The organism is Nocardioides exalbidus, from assembly GCF_900105585.1.
Classification (GTDB): Bacteria; Actinomycetota; Actinomycetes; order Propionibacteriales; family Nocardioidaceae; genus Nocardioides; species Nocardioides exalbidus.
Genome location: NZ_FNRT01000002.1, coordinates 4,169,611 through 4,194,004, shown reverse-complemented (window position 1 = coordinate 4,194,004; position 24,394 = coordinate 4,169,611). Strand labels below are relative to the sequence as shown.

The window sequence follows — 24,394 nt, the reverse complement described above, 5'->3', positions numbered from 1 at the left end:
GACCAGGCGGGCTCTCAGGCGGAGAGGACCTGGCTGATGAGCAGGTCGGCGTCGAAGAAGTCGGACTCGGCGCCCGGCGCGACGATCGCGGCGGTGCGGTCGAGGAAGTCGTTGATGTCGGAGGAGCGGGCCAGCAGGACCAGGTGGCCGTCGGGCGAGCTGAGCTCGATGCTGACCATGGCGCGACCCGACAGGCCGATGGCGGGTGCCACGTGCACGTCGCCCTCGCCGGTGGGCTTCTCGGTGCCCCGGATGAGGAGATCGCGACCGAACGTCCACACGAGGTTGCCGTCGGCGGTGACGAAGGTCATCGCCACGGCGAACGGGTCGCCGCTGCGGTAGCCGAGGACCGTGTCGATCTCGTGCCGGATGCCGCGGTCGTCCATGCACTCGACCGTGATGTCCAACGCGACGTCGGACAGGGTGTGGCCGCCTCCGGACATGTTCATCGGGTCTCCTAGGTGTCTCCCGGGGCGGGGGCTCCCGGGTTGGTGTTGCTCATGAGACGGCATGCGAACCCCCTGATGATGCGAAACGGCCAAATATGACCCGGGCCGGTCTGGACCGGCCCTTCGTGATGACTCGTGCGAGTCTTGAGAATTGCTTAACGATTCGGAGACGGCCGGGATACGGATTGCCCTCATCCGACTGGTCCAGACGGGTGTGGGGAGCCTCTGGATAGGTTGTGGCCATGACAGGCGCAGCCAGGCGGATCGTGTTCGAGGGTCTCGGGTGGCTCCTGCTGCTCCTGGGCGTGGCGATGATCTTCCTGCCCGGCCCCGGGCTGCTCGGGATCTTCGGTGGACTGGCCCTCCTGTCCCAGCAGTACGACTGGGCCGAGCGCCGCGTCGAGCCCGTCCGCCTGCGCGCCCTCAAGGGCGCGGCCGAGGGCGTCGAGTCGTGGCCCCGGATCATCGCCTCGTGCCTGGGAGCGCTCGCGCTCGTCGCGTGCGGCGTGCTCTGGATCGTCTACCCGCCCGCTCCCGGCTGGTGGCCCCTCTCCGACTCCTGGTGGCTCCCGGGCGGCATGTGGACCGGCATCACGCAGATCGGGTCGGCGATCATCGCTGCCGCGCTGATCGTCTACAGCTACCGCCGCTTCCACGGCAAGCCCGAGGCGCTCGAGGAGCTGACGCGCGAGATCGAGACCGCTGACCACGACCGCGGCGACCGCGAGCGACAGGGCCGCCGGTGACCCGCACCCGGCCGGGCCGACCCGATTCCTGCTCGGCCGACCCCATGCGTTAACGTTCACCCGAGCTCGGGCGATTGGCGCAGTGGTAGCGCGCTTCGTTCACACCGAAGAGGTCACTGGTTCGAACCCAGTATCGCCCACCCGAGTGCAGGCCCCGGATCGCTGGTCCGGGGCCTTTCACATGCCTGACAACCGCTCACCCGCCGACCGCGTCCCAGAGGCATGAGCAACGACATCCCCGGCGCCGGCACCCCTGGCGCCGACGTTCCCGACGGCCGCGGTCGCACCGGCCTGCACCTCACTGGCCGCGACCTGGACCGCAACCCCGCCGTCGTGGTGCGCGACGTCGAGCTGCTGAGCTCGGACTGGTATGTCCTGCGGGCGACGACGTACGACATCCAGCGTGCCGACGGCACCTGGCAGACCGAGCGGCGCGAGACCTACGACCGCGGCGACGGCGCGACGATCCTGCTCCACGACGTCTCCCGCCGCACGGTCCTGCTGACCCGGCAGTTCCGTTTCCCGGTCTACGTCAACGACCACCCGGACGGGATGCTGCTCGAGACGCCGGCCGGGCTGATCGAGGAGGAGGACGGCGAGAGCGCGATGCGCCGCGAGACCCTCGAGGAGACCGGCGTCGAGGTCGGTGAGGTCGAGCACCTCTTCGACGTCTACATGAGCCCCGGGTCGGTCACCGAGAAGCTGCTCTTCTTCGCCGCGCCCTACACGCGCGGCGACCTGTCGGGCACCCGGCACGGGGTCGAGGCGGAGGGTGAGCACATCGAGACCGTCGAGCTCGACTTCGACGTGGCGCTCGACGGGATCGGCACGACGATCCTCGACGCCAAGACCGTGATGCTGCTCCAGTGGGCCGCGCTGCGGGGTCCCTTCGCCCGCTGAGCCGTCATCGGAAGTCGCGCGACGACGCGCGCGCCTGGAGCACGGCACCGGCGCCGGGGACGACCACGTCGATGCCCTCGACCTTGTCGGCGACGAGGTTGGTGACGCCCTCGTTGCGCTCGAGGCGGCCGCGGATGACGACGGCGACGCGGTTGCGAGCCGCCTGGCGGTGGGCCTTCATCACGCCGACCGAGACCACGACGTTGAGCATGCCGGTCTCGTCCTCGAGGTTGAGGAAGGTGACGCCCATGGCCGTGCCGGGTCTCTGGCGGTGCGTGATCAGCCCGCCCACGTGGACCCGGCGACCCGACTCCGCCGTCTCGAGCTCGGCGATCGAGCGGACCCCCGCCCGGCGGAGGTCGTCGCGCAGGTGCTCGACCGGGTGCCGCTCGGGGGAGACCCCGGTGGCCCAGAGGTCGGCGAGCGTGATCTCGGGCGCGCTCATTCCCGGGAGCATCGGCGCGGCGGGGGCCGGGGTCGTGCCGGGGAGGTGGTCGGCGGCCTCGGAGAAGCCGGCGGTCCACAGCGCCTCGCGGCGGTCGAGGCCCCACGGCTCGAACGCCCCCGCGGTCGCCAGCGCCTCCAGCTGGGTCGTGGTCAGCCCCGCGCGACGCGACAGGTCGGTGACCCCGGTGAAGGGGGCCTCCTCGCGCGCCGCCACGATCCGGCGCCCCACGTCGAGGCCGATGCCGCGCACGGAGTCGAGCCCGAGGCGTACGGCGAGCATCCCGTCGCGGCGGTGGACGGGCACCGGGTCGGGGGTGCCCGGCACCCACTCGACGCGGGAGTGGTGCGGTTCGCAGCACGCTGCGGGCCCGGTCGGCGCGACCGGCCCGACCACGACGGGCTCGAGGTCGGCCTGGGCCGCCGATCGCGTGATGTCGGGACGGCGTACGTCGACCCCGTGCCGGCGCGCGTCGCCGACCAGCGACTGCGGGGAGTAGAACCCCATCGGCTGGTTGCGCAGCAGCCCGGCCAGGAACGCCGCCGGGTAGTGCAGCTTGAACCACGACGAGGCGTAGACCAGCAGGGCGAAGGACAGGGCGTGCGACTCGGCGAAGCCGAAGTTCGCGAAGGACAGGATCTTCACGTAGATGGAGTCGGCGAGGTCGCCGGTGATGCCGCGCTTGGCCATGCCGGTGTAGAGGGTGGCCTTGACCGACTCGATCCGCTCCACGCCGCGCTTGGAGCCCATCGCCCGTCGGAGCAGGTCGGCGTCGTCACGGCTGCAGTCGCCGAGGGTCACCGCCATCGCCATCAGCTGCTCCTGGAAGAGCGGCACCCCCTTGGTCCGCTCCAGCACCGGCACGAGCTCTGGGTGGTCGTAGGTCACCTCCTCCTGCCCGGTCGCGCGCCGGACGTAGGGGTGTACGGCACCTCCCTGGATCGGGCCGGGACGGATCAGCGCGATCTCGATGGCGAGGTCGTAGAACTCGCGGGGACGCAGGCGGGGGAGCGTGCCGATCTGGGCACGGCTCTCGACCTGGAAGACGCCGATCGAGTCGGCGCGGCAGAGCATGTCGTAGACGGCCGGCTCCTCCTTCGGCATCGTCGCGAGGTCCCACCGCTCGCCGAGGTGGTCTCCGGCCAGCCGCATCATGTGGTCGAGCGCGCCCAGCATCCCGAGCCCGAGCAGGTCGAACTTCACCAGCCCCATCGACTCGCAGGCGTCCTTGTCCCACTGGAGCACGGTGCGCCTGTCCATCCGGGCGCGCTCGATCGGGCAGACCTCGCCGATCGGCTGCTCGGTGAGCACCATCCCGCCCGAGTGGATGCCGAGGTGGCGCGGAGCGCCCATCAGCTCCTCGGCGAGCGCCACGACAGGAGCGGGGACGTCGTGGGCGCTGGTGTCACCGGCGTCACCGGCCACCACCGACGACCAGCCGTCGATCTGCTTGGACCACGCGTCCTGTTGGCCCGGGGAGTGGCCGAGCGCCTTGGCCGCGTCGCGCACCGCCATCCGCGGCCGGTAGGCGATCACGTTGGCGACCTGCGCGGCGTTGCGCCGACCGTAGGTGTCGTAGACCCACTGGATCACCTCTTCGCGGCGGTCGGAGTCGAAGTCGACGTCGATGTCGGGCTCCTCGTCGCGGTGCGCGGAGATGAACCGCTCGAAGGGGAGGTCGTAGAAGACGGCGTCGACGGCCGTGATGCCGAGGGCAAAGCAGACTGCCGAGCTTGCCGCCGACCCGCGCCCCTGGCACAGGATCCGGCGGCTACGTGCGAAGGCGACGATGTCGTGGACGATCACGAAGTAGCCGGCGAAGTCCTTCTCGCCGATGACCCGCAGCTCGTGCTCCATCCGCTCGCGTGCCGCGGCCTCGTGGGGCACGCCGGCGTACCTCTCGGCGAAGCCCTGCTCCGCCAGCACGCGCAGCCACGAGTCGGCCGTGTGTCCCTCCGGGATCTGCCGCTTGGGCAGTGCGGGCGAGGCCTTGCGCAGGTCGAAGGCGAGCTCGTCGGCGAGGGTGACGCTGCGCGCGACGGCCCGGTCGCCGATGCTGTCGGGGTACGACGACAGCGCGGCGGCCGTCTCCGCGCCGCTGCGCAGGTGGGCCGAGGCCGACAGGTCGAGCCAGCCGTCGAGGTCGGCGAGGCTGCGACGCGAGCGGATCGCGGCCATCGCGGAGGCCAGCCGGTGCTGCCGGGGCGTCGCGTGGTGGACGTTGCCGGCGGCCACCACGTCGAGCCCGTGCACGCCCGCGAGTCGCACGAGGGCGGCGTTGGTCGCGTCGGCACCCGGGCGGGGGGACAGCTCGACCACGACGTGCTCGAGACCGAAGAGCGACGTCAGCCGGTCGAGCTCCTCCGCCGCGGCGGGCTCGCCGCCGTGGGCCAGCGCCTGGCGGACGGTGCCCTTGCGACACCCGGTCAGCACCACCCAGTGGCCCCGCCCCTGCTCGCCGAGCTCGGCGAGGTCGTAGACCGGACGCCCCTTCTCGTCGCCGCGCAGGTGCGCGTCGGTCATCGCGGCGGCCAGCCGGTGGTAGCCCTGGACGCCACGCGCGAGCACGAGCAGGTGGCTGCCCTCCGGATCGGGTACGCCGTTCTGCGGACCGCGGAGGCCCAGCGAGAGCTCGGCTCCGAAGACCGTGGTCAGGCCGTGGACGGCCGCGGCCTCGGCGAGCAGCGGGGCGCCGTAGAAGCCGTCGTGGTCGGTGATCGCAAGGGCGTGCAGGCCGAGCCGCACCGCCTCCTCGACCAGCTCGACGGGTGAGCTCGCGCCGTCGAGGAAGCTGAAGTTGCTGTGGCAGTGCAGCTCGGCGTAGGGCGTCACGTCGGCCGGACGCTCGATCGCCCGGGCGTCGGGGGGTGCGTGCTTGCGGCGTGACACCGGGGCGTCGTCGGCACCGGGCAGGCCGCTCAGCCTCCGCTCGAGCTCCTTCCAGTGCATGGCCGGGTTGTTCCAGCCCACTATGTGGCGCCTCCGCTCGTTCCTCGCTCCGGCGCGTGCTCGCTGCCCCGGAAGCGATCGTCTTCCCCCCTGCGCGCGAACGCTCCGCTCGTTCCTCGCTCCACGCCCGTGCTCGTCCGCCCAGACGATCGCGGGCACCGAGCGCTGTCCCACACGGGGAGGTGCCCACGTCGGGCCCGCGTTCCGAGCTCACGAGATCGCTCAGTCATATGCCGCCTCCAGCGACCAGCCCTCGGGGGCGCGCACCAGCAGCCACGCGCGCCCGTCCGCGCCGACCACCTGGAAGCGTGCGGTGATCCCGGAGCCGCCGGCCCACCAGCCCTCGTCGATCGGCCACGGTCCTGCCCAGGCCGTGACCGGCTGCCACGGGAGGACACCGGAGCCGACCCGGAAGCGCCGCGGGTCCCCGGTGACGACGCCCCGGTCGGTCAGCCGCACCTCGCGCCCGGTCTCGTCGACCACCTCGGCCGCGGGCGGCGTGGCGAAGACCCGCACCGGGGCGGGTCCGGGCACCCGTCCCGGCCAGGGCCGGTCGACGGGCCGGAGGTCGACGGCGCGCTCGCCCCACGGCACCAGCGCCTGCCGCGCCGCGGGGCTGCGACCGCCCTGCAGCACGGGTCGGCGCACGGCGTCGAAGCCGACCATCCCCTGCACCCGCGCCACACCGCGCTCGACGAGGTCGTCGGACGCGGCGCCCCACAGGGCCTCGCCGTGCGCGGCTGCCGGCTCGACGACCTCGGGGACGAAGCGGATCCGGTCGATCGGTGCCCGCACGCGCCCGACGGACTTGCGGGCCCGCATGCTGCCGGCACCGCTCGTCGTCCCGGCGGACTGGAGCTGCCAGTGCACCCGGTCGACGAGGTCGCGGGCGGTGAAGTGGCGCGGGTGCAGCCACACCCGCGACGAGCAGACCACCGCGTCGGTCTCGGCGACCACCTGCACGCCGGTCGCGACCAGCTGGTGGTGGGCGAGCCGGTCGAGGAAGGCCTCGGCCGTGGTGCGGACGCTGAAGGTGATCGCCTCGACCGAGTCGAGCGGCGGCTCGAAGACGACGTCGGCCTCGAGCTCGGGCGGCGGGGTGCGCGCGGCGAAGAGGGTCGGGTCCTCGCCGCGAGCCCGGCGTCGTACTGCCGCGCCGTAGGTGCCGAGCCGGTGCTCGACGGCGTCGCCCGGCAGGTCGGCCAGGTCGCCGAGCGTGCGGAGCCCCAGCCGCTGGAGCAGGCTGACCAGGTCGCGACCGGGCGCGCCGTCGCCCTGCAGGACGTGCACCGGCAGCACCCGCAGGAAGGCCGCCGACCCTCCCGCCGGGACGACCTCCCACGCCTGCACCTCGGCCGTGCGGGCTGCCTGCTCGGCGGTGAAGAGGTCGTCGGCGATCCCGATCCGCACGTCCCACACGCCGCTCTCGACCAGCGCCTGGCAGACCGTCGCCGCGGCGTCGGACTCCGTGCCGTACCAGCTGCCCGGCGCGCGGACGGCGAGCAGACCGGGACGCAGGGCGGCTACCCCGGGCCGCAGGTCCTCGACCACCGACAGCACGGGCTCGAAGGCACGGGCGTCGCGGTCGGCGTTGGCCGGCAGCAGCACCAGTTTCGGGCAGCGGGACTGCGCGTCGCGGCGCCGCTGCCCACGGCGCACCCCCTCGGACCGGGCGGGCCCGTTGCAGACCTCGACGACGTTGGCGGAGAGCACGGCGGCGGGGGAGCGGGGCGAGCGCTCCGCCTCGTCGAGCGCGGCGACCACCGACCAGTCGGGGCACCACACCACCATCACCCTCATCCGACCCTCACCCGGATGCCTGGCGCAGCTCACGGACCGGTGCCTCGAGCCGGCGCAGTCCGGGCCAGGTCAGGTCGGCGTGCTGCGCGGGCCGTGCCCCGCGGCGTACGACGACGCGTGCCCGGCGCTCCTCCAGCTGTCCGGTGCCGGCCACGGGACCGGTCCACGCAGATCCCTCCACGGACACCCGTGCGGTCGCCCGCGGCCAGTCGCCGTGCACCACGAGCACCGACGAGCGCGTGCGCAGCCGCGAGTCGAGGATGCCGGCGGTGCGCTCGTCGACGGAGGCGGGTGGGCGCAGCACGACCACCCGGAGCACGTCGACGAGGGCAGCCGCGACCTCGAGCCAGTGCTCGCCGGGGTCGGGCACCAGCACGGTGCGGGAGAGCTCGACGCCCAGCTCCGCGGCCGCCTCCGCACCGAAGTCGGCACAGCCCGCGAAGCCGACCCACTCGCCCGCCTGCGAGGCGCCGGCCGCCAGTGCGAGCGCCAGCGACGCGCTGTCCACGGCATAGGTCTGTCCCGCGTGCAGGGGGACCAGGTCTGCGAGACCGGGCAACGTCGGCACCGGTTGTCCGGCAGGCTTGTCCTCCATCTGGGCGACCCGCTCACGCAGCTGCTCGACCACCGATCGCCGCGGATCGAGCGCTGCGACGGACCGGCTGGACGACATGCACCCATGATCGAACACGTGTTCGAACCACGTCAAGCGGGGAGGCGCCCGCGGGGGGTGGTCAGGCGCGAGCAGCCGGGGGCAGGTCGTCCGGAGAGGCCGGTGCAGCGCTGCGCGGGTCCTCCGGGAGCTGGGCGACCTGCTCGCGGCACCACACCGAGACCTGCCGGGAACCGTCCAGGACGGCGGCGCGGAACTGCGCCCACGGCTCCCACGCGACGTCGCCCACCTCGTCCGGGTCCGGGACGACCGGGCCATCTGTGGTCGCGACGAAGACCGGGCACATCTCGTTCTCGACGACCCCGTCCTGCTCGGCGCGGTAGCGGAAGCGGGGCAGCAGCAGGCGCAGGCCGGAGATCGAGGTGCCGAGCTCCTGCTCGACCCTGCGGCCCACCGCCTCGGAGATCGACTCGCCCGGGGCGGGGTGGCCGCAGCAGCTGTTGGTCCAGACGCCGGGGAAGGTCGCCTTGTGCAACGCCCTCTGGGTGACCAGCACCCGCCCGTCGGCGTCGAAGAGGTAGCAGGAGAAGGCGAGGTGCAGGGGGGTCGCCGCGTGGTGCACGGTGGCCTTGTCCGCGGTGCTGATGGACCGGCCCTGCTCGTCGAGCAGGACGACCTGCTCGGGCTCGAGCGTCGTCGTCGTGGGGTCGGTGTGCGAGGTCATGAGGTCCTCCTGCGGGACGGACGGGGTGGGTGAGGGGGACGAGTGGCGGAGCGCACGAGGTGTCCTGCCGCCGCCCCGATCGCGGCGACGGTCCAGCCGGCGACCACGTCGACGACGTAGTGCTCGCCGGTGTAGACCAGCGTCAGCGCCATCGCGAGGGCGTACGCCGCCAGGGTGATGCGCCAGGCCGTGCCGACCGAGCGCCAGAGAAAGAGCGCCGCGAGCAGCGCCGCCGCCGCGTGCAGCGACGGCATCGCGGCGACCGGGTTGCTGCCGGACTGCCCGGACTCGACCAGCCGCGCGACCGGGTCGAGGCCGAGCGAGTGCCACCCGAGCGAGGAGATGCGCTCCACCGGCCCGACGGCGCCGAGATCGGCAGCCAGCCACGGCGGGGCGGCGGGGTAGGCCAGGTAGACGGCGATGCCGAGGACCGACATCGTGAGAACGGCCGTCAGCCACTCCCCGAAGCGGTCGCGCAGCCGGAACCAGGCCACGGCCGTGATGAGCGGGATGGTGAGGAAGTGCGTCACGTAGACGAGGGCGGCCAGTGCGTCCCACCAGTGGGCCGTCCCGTCGACCACCTGCGCCTGCAGCCACACCGTCGGCACCGTGCCGAACAGGGCCTCGTCGCCCCGCGCCGGCCCCAGGACGTGCAGGCCGGCCCCCAGGCGGTTGGTGTCGGCGGCGTCACCGGTGCCCAGCGGGGCCGTGACCCACTGCGCGACCCAGTAGCAGACCAGGATCAGGCTCAGCGGGGACCAGGCGATGAGCAGCTGGGCGATGGGTCCGTGCCGCGAGGGCGCCTGCTCGGCGGGTGGCGAGGGGCGTGGTGGTGCCTCGTCCCGGGTGGTCATGCGCGCGTCCGACGCTGCTCGAGCCGCTCGATCAGCGCCTGGGTGCGGAAGCGGTTGTGACGCTGGATGGCGATGAAGGGAAGGTTGACCAGCACGCCGTAGGTGACGAGGAGCGCCGCGGGCAGCGGCGGGTTCCACAGCACGAAGAGCGGACCGCACCAGAGCGCCCACCAGTGCGCGAGCTCGGCGCGCCGGGTCTCGCGCACGAAGACCCGGAGCCCGTCCACGTCGAGTGCCGGCAGCTCGCGCTTGCTGATGCCGCCGGCGAACAGTGCACCGGCCTCCGGCAGCCGGTCCTTCCACCGGTGGATCCGCAGCCGACGGCGGTACCACCGGCCGCCGTCCTCGAAGCGGCGCTGCCGGAGGCCCCAGCCGTCACGGGCCAACCGACGGTCCGGCAGCCGGTGCGCGGCGTAGCCGGTGAGCGCGTGGAAGAGACCCCACGCGATCACGTCGACGACGACGGTCCAGGTCTGCGGCATCACCAGCTGCAGCATCAGGCGGCCTCCTCGGGCGACCGGCGGAGGTCGACCTCGCGCCCGCGCCACCGCACCGAGCGACGGACTGTCGTGTCCACGAGGGAGCGCGCGAAGACGAGGTCGAAGGCGAGCAGCGGCACCGGGAACAGCAGCCACGTCCACCAGCGGAAGGTGCCGACGCGGTGCAGCAGCCTGCGGACGTCCAGTGCCGTGGCGGCGTAGGCGATCGCCCACAGGGCGGGGCTGCCGACAGGTTCCGCGGAGGTCACGGGGGCCAGCAGGGCCAGGACGGCGCCGACGGCGACGGCGTGGTGCGTCGCCACCCAGGCGACAGTGGTCACCGCCGCCCGCGGGTCGGCGGCGGTCGCGCCGGACGCGATGTTCTTCGACCACCCCGCCACGAGGCGGCGCAGTCCGCCCGGGTAGCTGCGCATCCGGGCGGCGTCGCCGCCCACAGCGCACCAGACCGGCAGGCCGACCCGGTCGTAGGCACCGGCGAGGGCGGCGTCGTCGAGGATCGCGCCGCGCACGGCCTCGTGGCCGCCGCTGCGCGCGAGGTCGTCGCGGGAGGTCAGGAGGCACGGCCCGAAGGCCATCGGGGTGCCGCGCGGTGTGCGGGTGAAGGCGCCGCTCGCCATCACGGCGACCAGGTTGAACCAGGCGGACAGCTGCTCGTAGGGCCGCACCACGCGGTGGTGCGGCTGCACGGACACCAGTCCGCCGTGCCGTCGGTGGGCCTCCAGCAGGCGTGCGGTCGCGTCGGGCGCCAGCGTCACGTCGGCATCGAGGAAAAGCAGCAGATCACCCGTGGTCGTCGCGGCGCCGACGTGGCACGCCCACGCCTTGCCCGTCCAGCCCGCGGGCGGACGCCCGGCCGGGACGACGCGGGCGCCGAGGTCGCGGGCGACCGCCGCGGTGTCGTCGCTCGACGCGTCGTCGACGACAACCACCTCCGCCAGCGGCACGGACTGCTCGGCCAGGGCACGCAGGAGGCGGGGCAGCGCGAGCGCCTCGTCGCGAGCCGGCACGACCACCGACACCGAGGGGGCGGGCCCGACCGCCGGAGCGGGCGTCGGCGGCAGGGTGCGGAGGTCCGCCACCCAGCGGTGCGCCGCGGCCGCCACCGCGACCAGGACGGCGAGCAGGACCAGGTCGGTGGCCAGCGCGACGGCGCTCATGCGGCTCCGCGATGACGTACGACGAGTGGCATCCCGCCGCGGGGATGCACCGCAGCGTGCGCCTGGGGCTCGGGTCGCACCCAGCCCGGCGGGGTCTCGAGGCGGGACCCGCGCAGCAGCTCGGCGAGCACGACGACCATCTCGCCGAGCGCGAACTCGCGACCGATGCACAGCCGTGGCCCCTGTCCGAACGGGAGGTAGCCGGTGCGGACAGGTCCGTCGACGAACCGCTCCGGGCGGAAGGCGAGGGGGTCGGGGAAGAGGTCGGCGCGACGGTGCACGAGCCACGGGCTGATGATCGCGAGCGTGCCGGCCGGCACCTCGCGACCGGCGAGCACGTCGGGCTCCCGCGAGCGCCGGGAGATCACCCACGCCGGCGGATAGAGGCGCAGTGCCTCGTCGACCACGGCGCGCGTCCAGGGCAGCTGCTCGCGGTGTCCGACGAGGGAGACCGGGCCGGGGTGCGCGGCGAGCTCGGCGGCGACCCGCTCCTGCTCGACGGGGTGCTCGGCCAGCAGCATCAGCGTCCACGCCAGCGCCGCGGCCACCGTCTCGTGCCCGGCGATCACCATCGTCACCAGCTCGTCGCGGATGCCACGGTCGTCCATGCCGCTGTCGAGCATGAGGCCGAGGAGGTCGTCGCCGTGGGTGGTCGTCCCGCCGGTCCGGTGCCGGGCGCGGCGCTGGGCGATGATCTCGGCCGCCCCGCGGTCGAGGCGGCGTCGCGCGGAGCGGAGCCGGAGGTTCGTGCGCGAGGGTGCCCACTCGGCCGTCGGCACGATCGAACGGCCGAGCCGGACGACGATGTCGGCCGACGAGCTCGTGGCCGCGAGCAGGTCCTGGGCCTGGCCGGAGAGGTCGGCGCCGAAGAGCGCGCGACCCACCGCGTCGAGCCCGATGGTGTGGGTGAGGGCGGCGACGTCGACCACGTCACCGTCGCGGACGTCGCGCAGCCGGGACTCGATGCTCTCGCGCGCTGCCGCTCGCACCTGGTCGCCCACGGCCGCGAGGCGCTCGTGGTGGAAGGCGGGGGCGGCCACTCGCCGGTGCTCGATCCAGCTCGGCTCGGCGGACGCGAGCAGGCCGGGACCGGTGACCCGCGCGAGGGCGGCGTACTGCACCGTCTCCTTGGACCAGCTGCGCGCCGAGGTCTGGAGCACGCGCTTGACGTCGAGGGGGTCGGTCAGCAGCAGCGCGGGTGGTCCCGGGACCGGGAAGGAGACGGTGTCGCCGTGGAGCTCGCGCGCGGCGACGAGGAACGACAGCGGGTCGGCGCGCACGGACCGGAAGGCACGTGCCATGTCGAGGGGCGTGGGACCGGGGACACCGACGTCGGTGGGCTGCATCGCCTGCAGCCGGGTGGCGAGGCTCATCCGCGCGGCTGTCCCTGTCGGTATTCGTCGCCGCGTCCGGCCACGGCCGTACGTCGCCCGCCCAGCCAGGTCCACGCGACGCAGCTCGCGAGCACCAGCCCGAAGCCGAAGCCGAGGTCCTCGACGGGGGCGAAGAAGAGCCTGCCGTCACCGATGAAGGCCCGGTCTCCGCTGCCGATGATCGCGTCGCCGGAGTACTGCACGATCCCGCGTCCGGTGAGCCAGCCGTTGGTGAGCAGCTGGAAGAACACGATGATCGCGTAGGCGGCCCACCAGTCCCCGCTCGACGTCAGCCGGGTGCGAGCCACCCAGCGGTCGAGCACGACCGCGAGCGGCACGCACAGCACGGCGATGGCGGTGTAGCTCATCGGGCCGCCTCGCTGTCGCGCGCCGCTGCGCGCCGGGCACCCGGACGTACGCCGCTCCTGGCGGCACGGACGCCCTCGAGGGTCAGCACCGACACGACGGGGATCACCACGAAGAAGGCCACCTCCTCCAGCGGCAGGCCGGCGACCCGCCAGGGCAGCGTCTGGTCGGCGTCGAACCACCAGTGCCCCTCGTGGGTCGCCCACACGTCCCAGAGCAGGAAGGGGGTGCCGGCGAGCAGCACGGTCAGCAGCAGCCGCCCGGGCGAGCGCAGCACCGTCAACCGGAACGCGGGCACCAGCGGCAGCGTCCCCGCGAGGCAGAACGCGAGCATCGCGACGTAGGCCAAGTGCTCCGGGCTCATGGCACCGTCCGCGGTGGCACGGGGAGGCTGGAGAGGTCGCCGGTGACCCGCTTGAGCACCAGCTCGGCGCTGATCAGGCACATCGGCAGGCCGACGCCGGGCACGGTCGTGGAGCCGGCGTAGAGCAGCCCGTCGACCTTCGCGCTCGCGTTGCCGGGCCGGAGGAACGCGCTCTGGCGGAGCGTGTGCTCCAGGCCCAGCGCGCCGCCGCGCCAGGCGTGGTAGCCGGTCTCGAAGTCGCGCGGGCCGATGGTGCGGCGCACGCGGATGCGGTCGCGGAGGTCGGGGATGCCGGCCCACGCGGCGACCTGGTCGATCGCCCGGTCGGCGGCCTGCTCCACGGCGGGTGAGCCGCCGCCGTCGTCACCGCCGTGACCGATGCCGGGGTCGGCGGGCACGGGTACGAGCACGAAGAGATTCTCGCAGCCCTCGGGGGCGACGGTCGGGTCGGTCTCGGACGGCTTGCACACGTAGATCGAGGCGGGGTCCGGAACCCGGGCGCGGGAGCCGAAGATGTCACCGAAGTTCTGCGCCCAGTCGGCGGTGAAGAACAGCGAGTGGTGGGGCAGCTGCGGCAGGCGGCCCTCCACCCCGAGCAGCGCCAGCACCGCGCCGGGACCGGGGGAGCGCTTCTTCCACGCCGGCTCCGGGTGGGTCCGGTGCTCCGGGTCGACGAGCGCCGTCTCGAGGTGGTGCAGGTCGGCGGCACCCACCACGAGGTCTGCGGTGACCGTGCTGGTGCCCTCGTCGGCGCGGGTGTGCTCGACGCCCGCCACCCGGGCGCGCCCGCGGGCGTCGGACCGGGTGAGGATCCGCGTGACCTCGGTGCCGGTGTGCAGTCGGGCACCGTGCCGCCTGGCCAGGGAGGCCAGGACCTCGACGAGGCGGGTGAAGCCGCCCTGCGGGTAGAGCACCTGGTCACCCAGGTCGAGGCGGCTCATCAGGTGGTACATGCTCGGCGTCCGGTCCGGGGACGAGCCGAGGAAGACGGCCGGGTAGCCGAGGACCTGCCTCAGCCGGTTGTCGCGGAACGAGGCGGCCACGTGCTTCTCCAGCGACCGGGTGAGCAGCCGGCCCAGCCGCGGGGCGCGGCGCAGCACGTCGGGGTGCAGGAAGGCGCCGGGGGAGTCGAAGCTGGTGTAGAGGAACCGGCGCAGCGCCATGTCGTAGGTGTCCTCGGCCGAGCGCAGGTAGGCGTCGAAGGCATCGCCGGCGCCGGGCTCGATCGACTCGAAGAGCGCCCGGTTGTGCTCGCGGTCGGGGCGCAGGTCGACCGGGTGGGGGTGACCCTCGAAGAAGACGCGGTAGCTCGGGTCGAGCACGGTCAGCTCGAGCTCGGCCGCGACCGTCGTGCCCAGGAGCTCGAAGAAGTGCTCGAACACCTCGGGCATGAGCCACCAGGACGCACCGGTGTCGAACCGGTAGCCGTCGCGCTCGACGCTGCCGACCCGGCCACCGAGGTCGGCGTTCTTCTCCAGCAGGTCGACCTGGTGGCCGCGCGAGGCGAGCAGGGCGGCCGTGGCGAGCCCGGCGACGCCGCCGCCGACGACCACGACGTGGCGTGGACCGCCCGCGCCGGCGGGTGCGTTGCGGCGCGAGACCACGTCGGCCATGCGCTCGGGGAGGCGGATCGTCACGCGGCGCCTCCGTGCAGCGCACTCGCGACGAGCCTCAGCTTCACTGCTGCCGGCACGCGGACGCGGGTACGCCGGATCTGCTCCGCGGGCGTCGCGCGCAGCCGCGTGGCGAGCTCGGCGAAGGTCGCGTGGGCCGCGAGGACGGCCCGGCGGCTGCTCGAGGGCAGCCGTGGTACGACGGCCGCAGCGGCGGCGAGGTCGGCGTCGATGTCGTCGAGGATGCGGTCGCGGTCGGTGTCGCAGAACGTCTCGACGTCGAGGCCGGGGAAGTAGTCGCGCCGGAGCAGGTCGTGGTCGTCGGTGAGGTCGCGGACGAAGTTGAGCTTCTGGAAGGCAGCGCCGAGACGGCGGGCGCCGGGGGCCAGCTCGTCGTAGGACGCGGTGGTGGGCCCCTGGGCGTCGGGAGCGGCGAGGAACGCCCGCAGGCACATCAGTCCCACGACCTCTGCCGAGCCGTACACGTAGCGGTCGAAGGACTCCTGCGTGTGACTGCGGGTGTCGAGGTCCATGCGCATGGAGTCGAAGAACGGGGCGACGACGTCGTCCTCGATCCCGACGTCGATGGCGGTGCGTGCGAACGCGTGCACCACGAGGTTGCCGCTGTAGCCGGTCGCGAGGGCGTGGCGCACGTCCTCCTGGAGCCAGTGGAGCATCGTCGCGCGAGCCTCGCGCGCCAGCCCCTGGTCGGGGTTGTCCACGATCTCGTCGGCCACGCGGACCAGGGCGTAGATGTTGCGCACCTGGGTGCGGACCGGCTCGGCGAGCAGCCGGGAGGCCAGCCCGAAGGAGCTGGAGTAGCGGCGGATGACCACGGCCGAGCTGGCCTCGGAGACCGAGTCGTAGAGGGTGCGGGTGCCGGACCGGCTGACGAACAGCGTCATGCCGCGACCTCGCCGTCGTCGCCCGCGGTCAGCGGCCGCGTGCTCACCCGGTCCAGGATCTCGACCGGGAGGCCCGCGGAGCGCAGCACCGAGCGCGCCTCCTCGAGGTAGTGGTCGGCGAGGTCCTCGACGAAGTCCCGCGAGCCGGACTCCACGAGCAGCGCGCGTACCTCGTCGAGCTCGTCGTCCCGCAGCTGGCGACCGAGGTAGGAGCTGATCCGGCCCCACTGCAGCGTCTCTCGCGCGTGGACCATCAGCGGTGTCTGCTTCCCGGTGCGCAGGTCGCAGGTGGCGCTCTTGCCGGACCGGGCGGGGTCGCCGAAGACTCCGATCAGGTCGTCGGCGAGCTGGAAGGCCACGCCCATCGCCCGGCCCGCGCGGCCGAGCCGCTCGACCGTCGAGGCATCGGCGCCGGCGAGGACCGCACCGGCCTGCAGCGGGAGGGAGAAGGAGTAGGCGCCGGTCTTGAGCGCCTCCATCTCCACGCTCTGGGCGAGCGAGGCCTGCGACACCCCCAGCGCCAGGCGTACGTCCGCCAGCTCGCCGGCCGCGGTGGCGTGCAGGGCGGCGTCGAAGAGGTCGAGGAGGTGCTCGACCACGCCACGCTCGGCGCCGCAGGTGGCGACCGTCCGCACCGCAGCCGCGATCGCGAGGTCCCCGGCGAGCACACCGGCGGTCAGCCCGTAGCCGTCGACGCCGGCCGCTCCGGCGCCGTCGACGCGGGCCAGGGCGCGGAAGGTGCCGCTCACGTTGGGGCGGCCGCGACGCACGTGGTCGGCGTCGATGACGTCGTCGTGCACCACGAACGCGGTGTGGAGCAGCTCGACCGCCGCGGCGACCTCGGCGGCAGGCCCGGGGGCAGTGCCGCCGAGCGCGTCGTGCGTCGCGACGAGGAGGGCGGGACGGAACCGCTTGCCGCCCGCGGCGGCGCGGACCAGCGACTCCCAGAGCAGCGCGTGGTGGGGGTCGATCGCGCCGGCGCGACGCCGGCCGGCGGCCAGCACGCGCTCGAGCGCCTGGTCGGGCCCGTTCCTGGGGGAAGGGGTCCGGATGTCGACGCTGATCTCGGTCCCGCTCTCGGTCATCGTGCCGGTCATGTGGTCCTCCCGCAGTCCAGTGGTGGCGTGGATTCGTGGTGGGGTCGTGCAGGCGTCCTGTTGATGCCGATGAATCTATGCAACACTTCCAACTAAATCTAGGCAAGGTGCAAAGGAGACTCGATCCGTGGACACCAGCTCTCGCGTCTCCCTCACCATCGGCGACCTGGCCACCAGGACAGGGGTACCCGTCGCGACGCTGCGCAGCTGGGAGAAGCGCTACGGCTTTCCGCGCCCGAGTCGCCAGCCGGGCGGGCACCGCCGCTACTCGGAGTCCGACGTGGACGCGGTGCACGCGGTGCTGGAGCGGCGCCGCAGCGGGTTGTCGCTCGCAGCGGCCGTGCAGCGCGGCGTCGAGCCGCCGACCCGGTCGGGCTCGCTCTTCGCCGAGCTGAGGAGGCGCCACCCGGTGCTGCGTCCCCAGCTCCTCTCGCGCCGGACCCTGGTCTCGATGAGCCACGCGATCGAGGACGAGTGCTGCGCCCGGGCCGCCGACCCGGTGCTGTTCGGCGGCTTCCAGCGCGAGACCTTCCTGCGCCCCTCCTACGCCCGGTGGCGCGAGCTGGCCCGCACCGCCCGCCTCACCACCGTCTTCGTCGACCTCCACGGCGAGGCCCCGGCGGACGAGGTCCTCGTCGAGATCCCGCTCCCGCACGAGTCCCCCCTGCAGCGGGAGTGGTTCGTGGTGTGTGACGCGGCCGACCTGCCGGCGTGCCTGGTCGCCGTCGAGCGGCCCGGGCAGCCGGCCGACGGCGAGCGCGTGTTCGAGGCCGTGTGGTCGGTCGACCCCGTCGTCGTGCGCGACGCCAGCACCCTGTGCGGCGCCCTGGCCGACGAGCTCCGCACGGACTGGCGCGAGGGTGCGGACCCGGAGCCGCTGGGAGAACCGGTCCCGGCCTCCGACGACCTGCGGCGCGTGAGCGATCTCTTCGACCGGATGATCGACTACCTCGACGCGACGGCGATGCGCTGAGACAGGTGAGGGTCACCTAACCTCCTCGTGTGCCCGAGGACCTCCCCGCCGCCGTCCAGCCGTTGCGCTCGCTCTGGCAGCGCTATGGCGCCTACCGCTCCCGCTTCGTCGGCGCCGTCGTCGCCTCGACGGTCAACAAGGTCGCCGACGTGGTGCCCGAGCTGCTCATCGGCGCCGCCGTCGACGTCGTGGTGCGTGGCGACCAGTCGCTGGTCGGCGAGGTGCTCGGCGTCGAGTCGCGCTTCGCCCAGCTCGGCTGGCTCGCGGTCATCAACGCGGTCGTGTGGATCATCGAGTCGCTGAGCGAGTACGTCGCCAGCGTGCTGTGGCGCGGCCTGGCCCAGGGCGTCGAGCACGACATGCGCGTCGAGGCCTACGACCACGTGCAGCACCTCGACCTCGGCTGGCACGAGAGCCGGCCGGCCGGGTCGACGCTGGCGACCCTCAACGACGACGTCAACCAGCTCGAGCGCTTCCTCGACGTCGGCGCACCGGCGATCCTGCAGACCACGCTCAACGTGCTGCTCGTCGGCGCCGTCTTCGCCGCGGCGTCCGGCCAGCTGCTGCTGTTCGCGTTCCTGCCGATCCCGGTGATCGTGGTCGGCTCGCTGGTCTTCCAGAGGCGCCTCGAGCCGCTCTACGACCGGGTTCGCGTCGCGGTCGCGGACCTCTCGAGCACCCTCTCGTCCAACATCTCCGGCATCGCGACGATCAAGGCGTTCACGGCCGAGGACCGCGAGCGCGACCGCGTGGCCGCGGTGTCGCAGGCCTACCGCGAGGCCAACACCGCCGCCATCCGCTCCTCGGCGGCGTTCGTGCCGCTGGTGCGGGTGGCGATCCTCACCGGCTTCACCTGCACCCTGCTGCTCGGCGGCTGGGCGACCCTGCGCGGCGACCTCGCGATCGGCCTCTACTCCGTGCTCGTCTTCATGACCCAGCGCCTGCTCTGGCCGCTCACCGAGGTCGCCGAGGTGCTCGACCTCTACCAGCGGGGCCGCGCGTCGGCCGCCCGCATCCTCGGCCTGCTCGAGGTGCCGGTCACGGTGCCGGCCGGCTCGACCGCCCTCGAGCGGCCGGTGCGCGGCCGCGTCGAGCTGCGCGGCGTACGGGCCGGCTACGCCGACGGTCCCGACGTCCTCCACGCCATCGACATGGTCGTGCCGGCGGGGGAGACCCACGCGATCGTGGGGTCGACCGGCTCCGGCAAGTCGTCCCTCCTCCGGCTCGTGCTGCGCTTCGACGACCCGCGCGCCGGGACCGTGCACTTCGACGGCCAGGACGTCCGCGACCTCGACTGGGACTCGCTGCGCGGCTCGCTCGGCTACGTCGCCCAGGACGTCTTCATGTTCGCCGGATCCGTCGCCGACAACATCGCCTACGGCCGCCCCGGGGCCACCCGCGAGGAGATCCTCGCGGCGGCGGAGGGCGCGGCCGCCCTCGACTTCATCGAGGCGATGCCCGACGGCCTCGACTCCTGGGTCGGCGAGCGCGGGGTCACCCTGTCCGGCGGCCAGCGCCAGCGCCTCGCCCTCGCGCGGGCGCTGCTGCGCGACCCGGCGGTGCTGGTCCTCGACGAGGCCACCAGCGCCGTCGACAACGAGACCGAGGCGGCCATCCAGCGCTCGCTGCGCAAGGCCACGGCCCGGCGCACGGCGATCGTGGTGGCCCACCGCCTCTCGACCGTCCGCCACGCGCACCGCATCTGGGTGCTCGACGCCGGCCGCGTCGTCGAGGCGGGCACCCACGACCAGCTGCTCGAGCACGACGGGGCGTACGCCGCCCTCTGGCGCGTGCAGACCGGCGAGCTCACCGAGCAGCCGCAGGCCGGGTGAAACCGGGGTGAGTCGACCGGCGGGCGGCCGATAGGCTCGCGGTGACATCCGCCCCATCTCTCACCACCACTCACAGGAGCTCTCGTGTCCGACATCAAGGTCGTCCGCATCCACGCCGATCAGCGTGCGGAGACCACCGTCACGACGGGCACCAAGGCCTGGGAGCTGTTCCGCGACGACGCCGACGTGGTCGCGGCTCGCGTGGCGGGCAGCCTGAAGGACCTGGCCTACGAGCTCTCCGACGGTGACGAGGTCGAGGGTGTCGCCATCGACAGCGCCGACGGCCGCGACATCCTGCGCCACTCGACCGCGCACGTGATGGCCCAGGCCGTCCAGCAGATCTGGCCGGAGGCCAGGCTCGGCATCGGTCCGCCGATCGACAACGGCTTCTACTACGACTTCGACGTCGAGACCCCGTTCGTGCCAGAGGACCTGGTCAAGATCGAGTCCGCGATGCGCAAGATCATCAAGGAGAACCAGCGCTTCGAGCGTCGGGTCACCACCGACGCCGAGGCGCTCGACGAGCTCAAGGACGAGCCCTACAAGATCGAGCTCATCGGGCTGAAGGGCGGTGCAGGCACCGCGGACACCGAAGGTGCCAGCGTCGAGGTCGGCGCCGGCGAGCTCACCATCTACGACAACATCGGCCGCAACGGCGAGGCGAAGTGGTCCGACCTGTGCCGTGGCCCGCACCTGCCGACCACCAAGCGGATCCCCGCGTTCAAGCTCATGCGGAGCGCGGCGGCCTACTGGCGCGGTGACGAGAAGAACAAGCAGCTCCAGCGCATCTACGGCACCGCCTGGGAGTCGAAGGAGGCGCTCGACGAGCACCTGCACCGCATCGAGGAGGCCGAGCGCCGCGACCACCGCAAGCTCGGCCGCGAGCTCGACCTGTTCTCGTTCCCCGACGAGATCGGCTCCGGTATGGCCGTGTTCCACCCCCGCGGCGGCGTGATCAAGCGGGAGATGGAGGACTACGTCCGCCGTCGGCACCTCGAGGAGGGCTTCGACTACGTCGGCACCCCGCACATCAGCAAGGACGGGCTGTTCCACACCTCCGGGCACCTGCCCTACTACGCGGACACCATGTTCCCGCCGATGGAGATGGAGCACGCTGAATACCGCCTCAAGGCGATGAACTGCCCGATGCACAACCTCATCTACCGCTCGCGGCAGCGCTCCTACCGTGAGCTGCCGCTGCGGTTCTTCGAGTTCGGGTCGGTCTACCGCTACGAGAAGTCCGGTGTCGTGCACGGCCTGACCCGCGTCCGCGCGATGACCCAGGACGACTCGCACTCCTACGTCACCCCGGAGCAGGCACCGGCCGAGGTCGAGCACCTGCTGACCTTCGTCACCGGCCTGCTCAAGGACTTCGGCCTCGACGACTACTACTTCGAGCTGTCGACCCGCGACGACTCCAAGCCCGACAAGTTCATCGGCTCCGACGACCAGTGGGAGACCGCCACCTCGGTGCTCGAGACCGCCGCGCGCAAGTTCGGCGTGGACCTCGTCCCCGACCCGGGCGGTGCCGCCTTCTACGGCCCGAAGATCTCGGTGCAGGCCAAGGACGCCATCGGCCGGACCTGGCAGATGTCGACCATCCAGTACGACTTCAACCAGCCCGCCGTCGACCGCTTCGACCTCGAGTACGTCGCCGCCGACGGCACCCGCAAGCAGCCGGTGATGATCCACTCCGCGAAGTTCGGCTCCATCGAGCGGTTCATCGGCGTGCTCGTCGAGCACTACGCCGGCGCCTTCCCGCCCTGGCTCGCCCCGGTCCAGGTCCAGGGCATCCCGATTGCGGAGCGCCACAACGACTACCTGTTCGACATCGCGAAGCAGATGAAGTCACAGGGGCTGCGCGTCGAGGTCGACGACTCCGACGACCGGATGCAGAAGAAGATCCGCAACGCGCAGCTCTCGAAGGTGCCGTTCATGCTGATCGCCGGTGACGACGACGTCGAGAAGGGCGCGGTCAGCTTCCGCTACCGCGACGGCCGCCAGGACAACGGCGTACCCCTCGCGGAGGCGATCGAGCGGGTCGCCGCCGCCGTGGCGAGCCGCGAGCAGGTCTGAGCCGCGCGTGCCCCCGTCCGACGACCAGGTCACCTACGACTGGCCCGAGGGCGGGGGTGCGCCGTTCGACGCGGCCGCCGACGAGACGCGCTGGGTGCTGGTGGCGGGCATGCGCTTCGGGCGCACCTGGCCGGCCGGCGACCGGCGCGACTTCGGTGACTGGGGCGACTTCGAGAAGCGCGTGCCGATGGGCTACAAGGTGATCCAGCTGGCCGAGCGACTGGCCGTCGTCGACCGCGGCACCGTGGTGCGCGAGTGGGCCGGGACCAGTGAGGCGGTGGACGGCCCCTACGCCGCCCTCGACGGCAACGGCAGCGAGCGCGGGCCGGACGGCCACTGGATCAGCCACGAGCACGACTCCTACGCAGGAGCGCTCGCCGAGGCGCGCGACATGCAGGACCGCGAGGTGCTGGTCGTCAGCATCCTGCAGACCGTGAACTGGCACTGAGGAGACGAGTTCGTGACAGACCTGGGACGCCGGCCGATCGTCGACCTCACCGACGAGGAGGCACGCCGCAAGCTGCCGCTGAAGTGGGGCGTGCCGGCCGACGTGCTGCCCGCCTGGGTCGCGGAGATGGACTACGCCGTCGACCCGGTGGTGCTCGACGCGCTGGCGCGGATGGTGGCCGACGGGATCACCGGCTACCCGCTCTTCGGGTGGGACCCCGAGCTCGCCGAGTCGTACGCCGGCTGGTCGGCGCGGCACTTCGGCTGGGCGCCGGAGCCCGAGGCGGTGCACCCCGTCGTGGACGTGACGGCCGGGGTGCGGATCGCGATCGAGGTGTTCAGCGGACCGGGCGGCGTGATCCTCCCGATCCCGGGCTACAACGCCCACCACGGGCTCGCCTCGGTCACCGGTCGCGAGGAGGTCCACCTCGAGGTCCCGGCCTCCGCCGACCGTGCGGAGATCGACCTCGACCGGCTCGACCGCGCCTTCGCCGACGGCGCGCAGACGCTGATCCTCACGCAGCCGCACAACCCGTGGGGCCGGGTCTTCACCCGGGCCGAGCTCGAGGGCATCCGCGACGTGGTGGTGCGCCACGGAGCCCGGGTCGTCTGCGACGAGATCCACGCCCCGCTCGTCCTGCCGGGTGCCGAGCACGTCTCCTACCTGTCGATCGAGGGCACCCACGACCACGCGATCGCCGTGGTCGCCGCGTCGAAGGCGTTCAACACCGCCGGCCTGCGGTGTGCCCAGCTCGTCGTCCCCGACCCCGACGCCCGGCAGCGGCTCCTCGACCAGCCGATGTCGCGCAACGAGTCCTACTCGAGCGCCGGCATCGTCGCGGCGAAGGCGGCCTACGACGACGGCGACCCGTGGCTCGCCTCGCTCGTCGAGCGGCTCGACCAGCAGCGCGCGCTCCTCGGCGACCTGCTCGAGGCGCACCTGCCCGAGGTGCGGATGCGCCCGCTGGAGGCGACGTACCTCGCCTGGCTCGACGCCTCCGCCTACGGCCACGACGACGCGGCAGCCGTCGCGCTCGAGCGCGGCCGCGTCATGGTGAGCGCCGGGACCTCCTACGCCCCTGGCGCCGGCAGCCAGGTCCGCCTCAACATCGCGACCTCGCCCGACCGGCTCACGGAGGTCATCGAGCGGCTCGCCAAGGCCTGGACCTGACGACCCGTCACGCGCCCCGCCAGCCCGCCGCTGGTTGAGCCCCGGCCGCTGGTTGAGCAGCGAGCGCCAGCGAGCGTGTCGAAACCAAGGCCGATCAATTATCCACCGTTGGTCGAGGAGGGCGCCCGCGCTCGTCCCGAGACCAGACCTCCTCTTGACCGAACCTCGCACCTCCGTCCGTGGCCACTGTCGGACCCGTCGCCTACAATCGAACACATGAGCGAAGCGCTAGCAGTGGTCGAGCAGGCGAAGGTTGACGACCTCACCGCCTCCGACCTCCTGCGCCACGCACGCTCGCAGAATGCAGCCGAGAACCGGGCCGCAGCCGACCTGCTGGTGACCTCCGCCCGCTGGGCCGACCTCCACCCGCCCGAGTCGACCCACCTCGCCGCAGCGTTCACCACCCCCGGCTCCGAGCACGAGGAGCCGATCGCTGGGGACGGCTGCCCGCTGGTGGCCGAGTTCTGTGTGGCCGAGCTCGGAGCCGTTCTCGGGATCTCCACCACGTCAGCGAAGAAGCTGATCGGGCACGCCCTCGAGCTCCGCCACCGCCTCCCCAGGCTGTGGGGTCAGGTCCACGTCGGCACGGTTCCGGCGTGGCGTGCCCGGTCCATCGCGGAAGCGACGATCCACGCGGTTCCTTCGCTGACGCGTGAGGCGGCCGGGTGGGTCGACGACCAGGTCACGGCTGTCGCGGGAAAGGTCGGTGTCGCGCAGCTCGACCGCCTCGTCGCAGAAGCCATCAAGAGGTTCCAGCTCGCTCAACCGGATCGGGCGGCTGACCCGGAGGACGGGTACCTGTACGTCGACCCGCGGCACGTCACCGTCCTGGATCAGGACGTGCACTTCGCCGGCACCGTCCACGTCGAGGCCGACCTCGACCTCGCCGACGGCATCGACCTCGACCACGCCCTCAGCCGTGACGCCGCGACGCAGAAAGCCCTCGGCTCCACCGAGACCCTCGACGTGCGCCGCGCCAAGGCCCTCGGCAACCTCGCCCGCACCCAGACCGCCCTCGACCTCTCTTCAGGTGGTCGAGT

At 72.9% G+C, this 24,394-nt stretch carries 22 protein-coding genes and 1 tRNA gene; 8 read left to right on the top strand and 15 right to left on the bottom strand.

Features of this window, described 5'->3' with window-relative positions:
* Positions 1-14: 14 nt before the first annotated feature.
* On the bottom strand, positions 15-449 hold the full coding sequence (locus tag BLV76_RS20380) for an SsgA family sporulation/cell division regulator (protein ID WP_175539770.1): 435 nt from the start codon (positions 447-449) through the stop codon (positions 15-17).
* A gap of 242 nt (positions 450-691) precedes the next feature.
* On the opposite strand from BLV76_RS20380, the gene BLV76_RS20375 reads away from it, so the two are divergent.
* The 3 genes from BLV76_RS20375 to BLV76_RS20365 all read left to right on the top strand — a co-directional run bounded on the left by BLV76_RS20375 (position 692) and on the right by BLV76_RS20365 (position 2,095).
* On the top strand, positions 692-1,195 hold the full coding sequence (locus BLV76_RS20375) for a PGPGW domain-containing protein (protein ID WP_090973046.1): 504 nt from the start codon (positions 692-694) through the stop codon (positions 1,193-1,195).
* A 68-nt stretch (positions 1,196-1,263) separates the two neighbouring features.
* Positions 1,264-1,335 (top strand) — tRNA-Val (locus BLV76_RS20370).
* An 82-nt stretch (positions 1,336-1,417) separates the two neighbouring features.
* Positions 1,418-2,095, top strand: coding sequence for an NUDIX domain-containing protein (locus BLV76_RS20365; RefSeq protein WP_090971620.1), 678 nt, complete (start codon positions 1,418-1,420; stop codon positions 2,093-2,095).
* A gap of 4 nt (positions 2,096-2,099) precedes the next feature.
* Here BLV76_RS20365 and BLV76_RS20360 read toward each other — a convergent pair whose 3' ends face one another.
* From BLV76_RS20360 to BLV76_RS20300, 13 genes are all read right to left on the bottom strand, one after another.
* Positions 2,100-5,489, bottom strand: a complete 3,390-nt coding sequence (locus BLV76_RS20360) for an error-prone DNA polymerase (protein ID WP_425433738.1) — start codon at positions 5,487-5,489, stop codon at positions 2,100-2,102.
* A gap of 222 nt (positions 5,490-5,711) precedes the next feature.
* Positions 5,712-7,289 (bottom strand): Y-family DNA polymerase, encoded by a 1,578-nt coding sequence (locus tag BLV76_RS20355; protein ID WP_090971616.1) that lies wholly within the window; start codon positions 7,287-7,289, stop codon positions 5,712-5,714.
* A gap of 7 nt (positions 7,290-7,296) precedes the next feature.
* Positions 7,297-7,962 carry a hypothetical protein gene (locus BLV76_RS20350; protein WP_090971614.1) on the bottom strand — a complete coding sequence of 222 codons (666 nt, stop codon included), beginning with the start codon at positions 7,960-7,962 and terminating at the stop codon, positions 7,297-7,299.
* A 61-nt stretch (positions 7,963-8,023) separates the two neighbouring features.
* Positions 8,024-8,626 carry an isopentenyl-diphosphate Delta-isomerase gene (idi, locus tag BLV76_RS20345; RefSeq protein ID WP_090971612.1) on the bottom strand — a complete coding sequence of 201 codons (603 nt, stop codon included), beginning with the start codon at positions 8,624-8,626 and terminating at the stop codon, positions 8,024-8,026.
* Positions 8,623-9,480, bottom strand: a complete 858-nt coding sequence (locus tag BLV76_RS20340) for a phosphatase PAP2 family protein (RefSeq protein ID WP_090971610.1) — start codon at positions 9,478-9,480, stop codon at positions 8,623-8,625. The genes idi and BLV76_RS20340 overlap by 4 nt, the downstream gene beginning before the upstream one ends.
* Positions 9,477-9,977, bottom strand: a complete 501-nt coding sequence (locus BLV76_RS20335; RefSeq protein ID WP_090971608.1) for a glycosyl-4,4'-diaponeurosporenoate acyltransferase CrtO family protein — start codon at positions 9,975-9,977, stop codon at positions 9,477-9,479. Before BLV76_RS20335 ends, BLV76_RS20340 begins: the two co-directional genes overlap by 4 nt.
* The gene (locus tag BLV76_RS20330) at positions 9,977-11,137 is read right to left on the bottom strand and encodes a glycosyltransferase family 2 protein (protein ID WP_090971606.1); all 1,161 of its coding nucleotides are present in this window, start codon (positions 11,135-11,137) and stop codon (positions 9,977-9,979) included. The genes BLV76_RS20335 and BLV76_RS20330 overlap by 1 nt, the downstream gene beginning before the upstream one ends.
* Positions 11,134-12,510 (bottom strand): cytochrome P450, encoded by a 1,377-nt coding sequence (locus tag BLV76_RS20325; protein ID WP_090971604.1) that lies wholly within the window; start codon positions 12,508-12,510, stop codon positions 11,134-11,136. The genes BLV76_RS20330 and BLV76_RS20325 overlap by 4 nt, the downstream gene beginning before the upstream one ends.
* The gene (locus BLV76_RS20320) at positions 12,507-12,878 is read right to left on the bottom strand and encodes a lycopene cyclase (protein WP_090971602.1); all 372 of its coding nucleotides are present in this window, start codon (positions 12,876-12,878) and stop codon (positions 12,507-12,509) included. The genes BLV76_RS20325 and BLV76_RS20320 overlap by 4 nt, the downstream gene beginning before the upstream one ends.
* Positions 12,875-13,240, bottom strand: coding sequence for a lycopene cyclase domain-containing protein (locus BLV76_RS20315; RefSeq protein WP_090971601.1), 366 nt, complete (start codon positions 13,238-13,240; stop codon positions 12,875-12,877). Before BLV76_RS20315 ends, BLV76_RS20320 begins: the two co-directional genes overlap by 4 nt.
* Entirely contained in the window at positions 13,237-14,877 is a 1,641-nt protein-coding gene (gene crtI, locus BLV76_RS20310) for a phytoene desaturase family protein (RefSeq protein ID WP_217630409.1), read from the bottom strand. The genes BLV76_RS20315 and crtI overlap by 4 nt, the downstream gene beginning before the upstream one ends.
* Entirely contained in the window at positions 14,874-15,758 is an 885-nt protein-coding gene (locus tag BLV76_RS20305; protein WP_090971599.1) for a phytoene/squalene synthase family protein, read from the bottom strand. The genes crtI and BLV76_RS20305 overlap by 4 nt, the downstream gene beginning before the upstream one ends.
* Positions 15,755-16,855 (bottom strand): polyprenyl synthetase family protein, encoded by a 1,101-nt coding sequence (locus BLV76_RS20300; protein WP_090971597.1) that lies wholly within the window; start codon positions 16,853-16,855, stop codon positions 15,755-15,757. The genes BLV76_RS20305 and BLV76_RS20300 overlap by 4 nt, the downstream gene beginning before the upstream one ends.
* Before the next feature lie 127 nt (positions 16,856-16,982).
* On the opposite strand from BLV76_RS20300, the gene BLV76_RS20295 reads away from it, so the two are divergent.
* The 5 genes from BLV76_RS20295 to BLV76_RS20275 all read left to right on the top strand — a co-directional run bounded on the left by BLV76_RS20295 (position 16,983) and on the right by BLV76_RS20275 (position 23,354).
* Positions 16,983-17,828, top strand: coding sequence for a DICT sensory domain-containing protein (locus tag BLV76_RS20295; RefSeq protein WP_090971595.1), 846 nt, complete (start codon positions 16,983-16,985; stop codon positions 17,826-17,828).
* Positions 17,829-17,857: 29 nt separating this feature from the next.
* Positions 17,858-19,660, top strand: coding sequence for an ABC transporter ATP-binding protein (locus tag BLV76_RS20290; RefSeq protein ID WP_090971594.1), 1,803 nt, complete (start codon positions 17,858-17,860; stop codon positions 19,658-19,660).
* Between the two features lie 84 nt (positions 19,661-19,744).
* Entirely contained in the window at positions 19,745-21,736 is a 1,992-nt protein-coding gene (gene thrS, locus BLV76_RS20285) for a threonine--tRNA ligase (protein ID WP_090971592.1), read from the top strand.
* A 7-nt stretch (positions 21,737-21,743) separates the two neighbouring features.
* Positions 21,744-22,184, top strand: coding sequence for a hypothetical protein (locus BLV76_RS20280; protein WP_090971590.1), 441 nt, complete (start codon positions 21,744-21,746; stop codon positions 22,182-22,184).
* Between the two features lie 12 nt (positions 22,185-22,196).
* Positions 22,197-23,354 (top strand): MalY/PatB family protein, encoded by a 1,158-nt coding sequence (locus BLV76_RS20275; protein WP_090971588.1) that lies wholly within the window; start codon positions 22,197-22,199, stop codon positions 23,352-23,354.
* A 507-nt stretch (positions 23,355-23,861) separates the two neighbouring features.
* Here the strand turns inward: BLV76_RS20275 and BLV76_RS20270 are convergent.
* Complete coding sequence (locus BLV76_RS20270; RefSeq protein WP_090971586.1) at positions 23,862-24,263, bottom strand: hypothetical protein; 402 nt, start codon at positions 24,261-24,263, stop codon at positions 23,862-23,864.
* Positions 24,264-24,394: the final 131 nt, after the last annotated feature.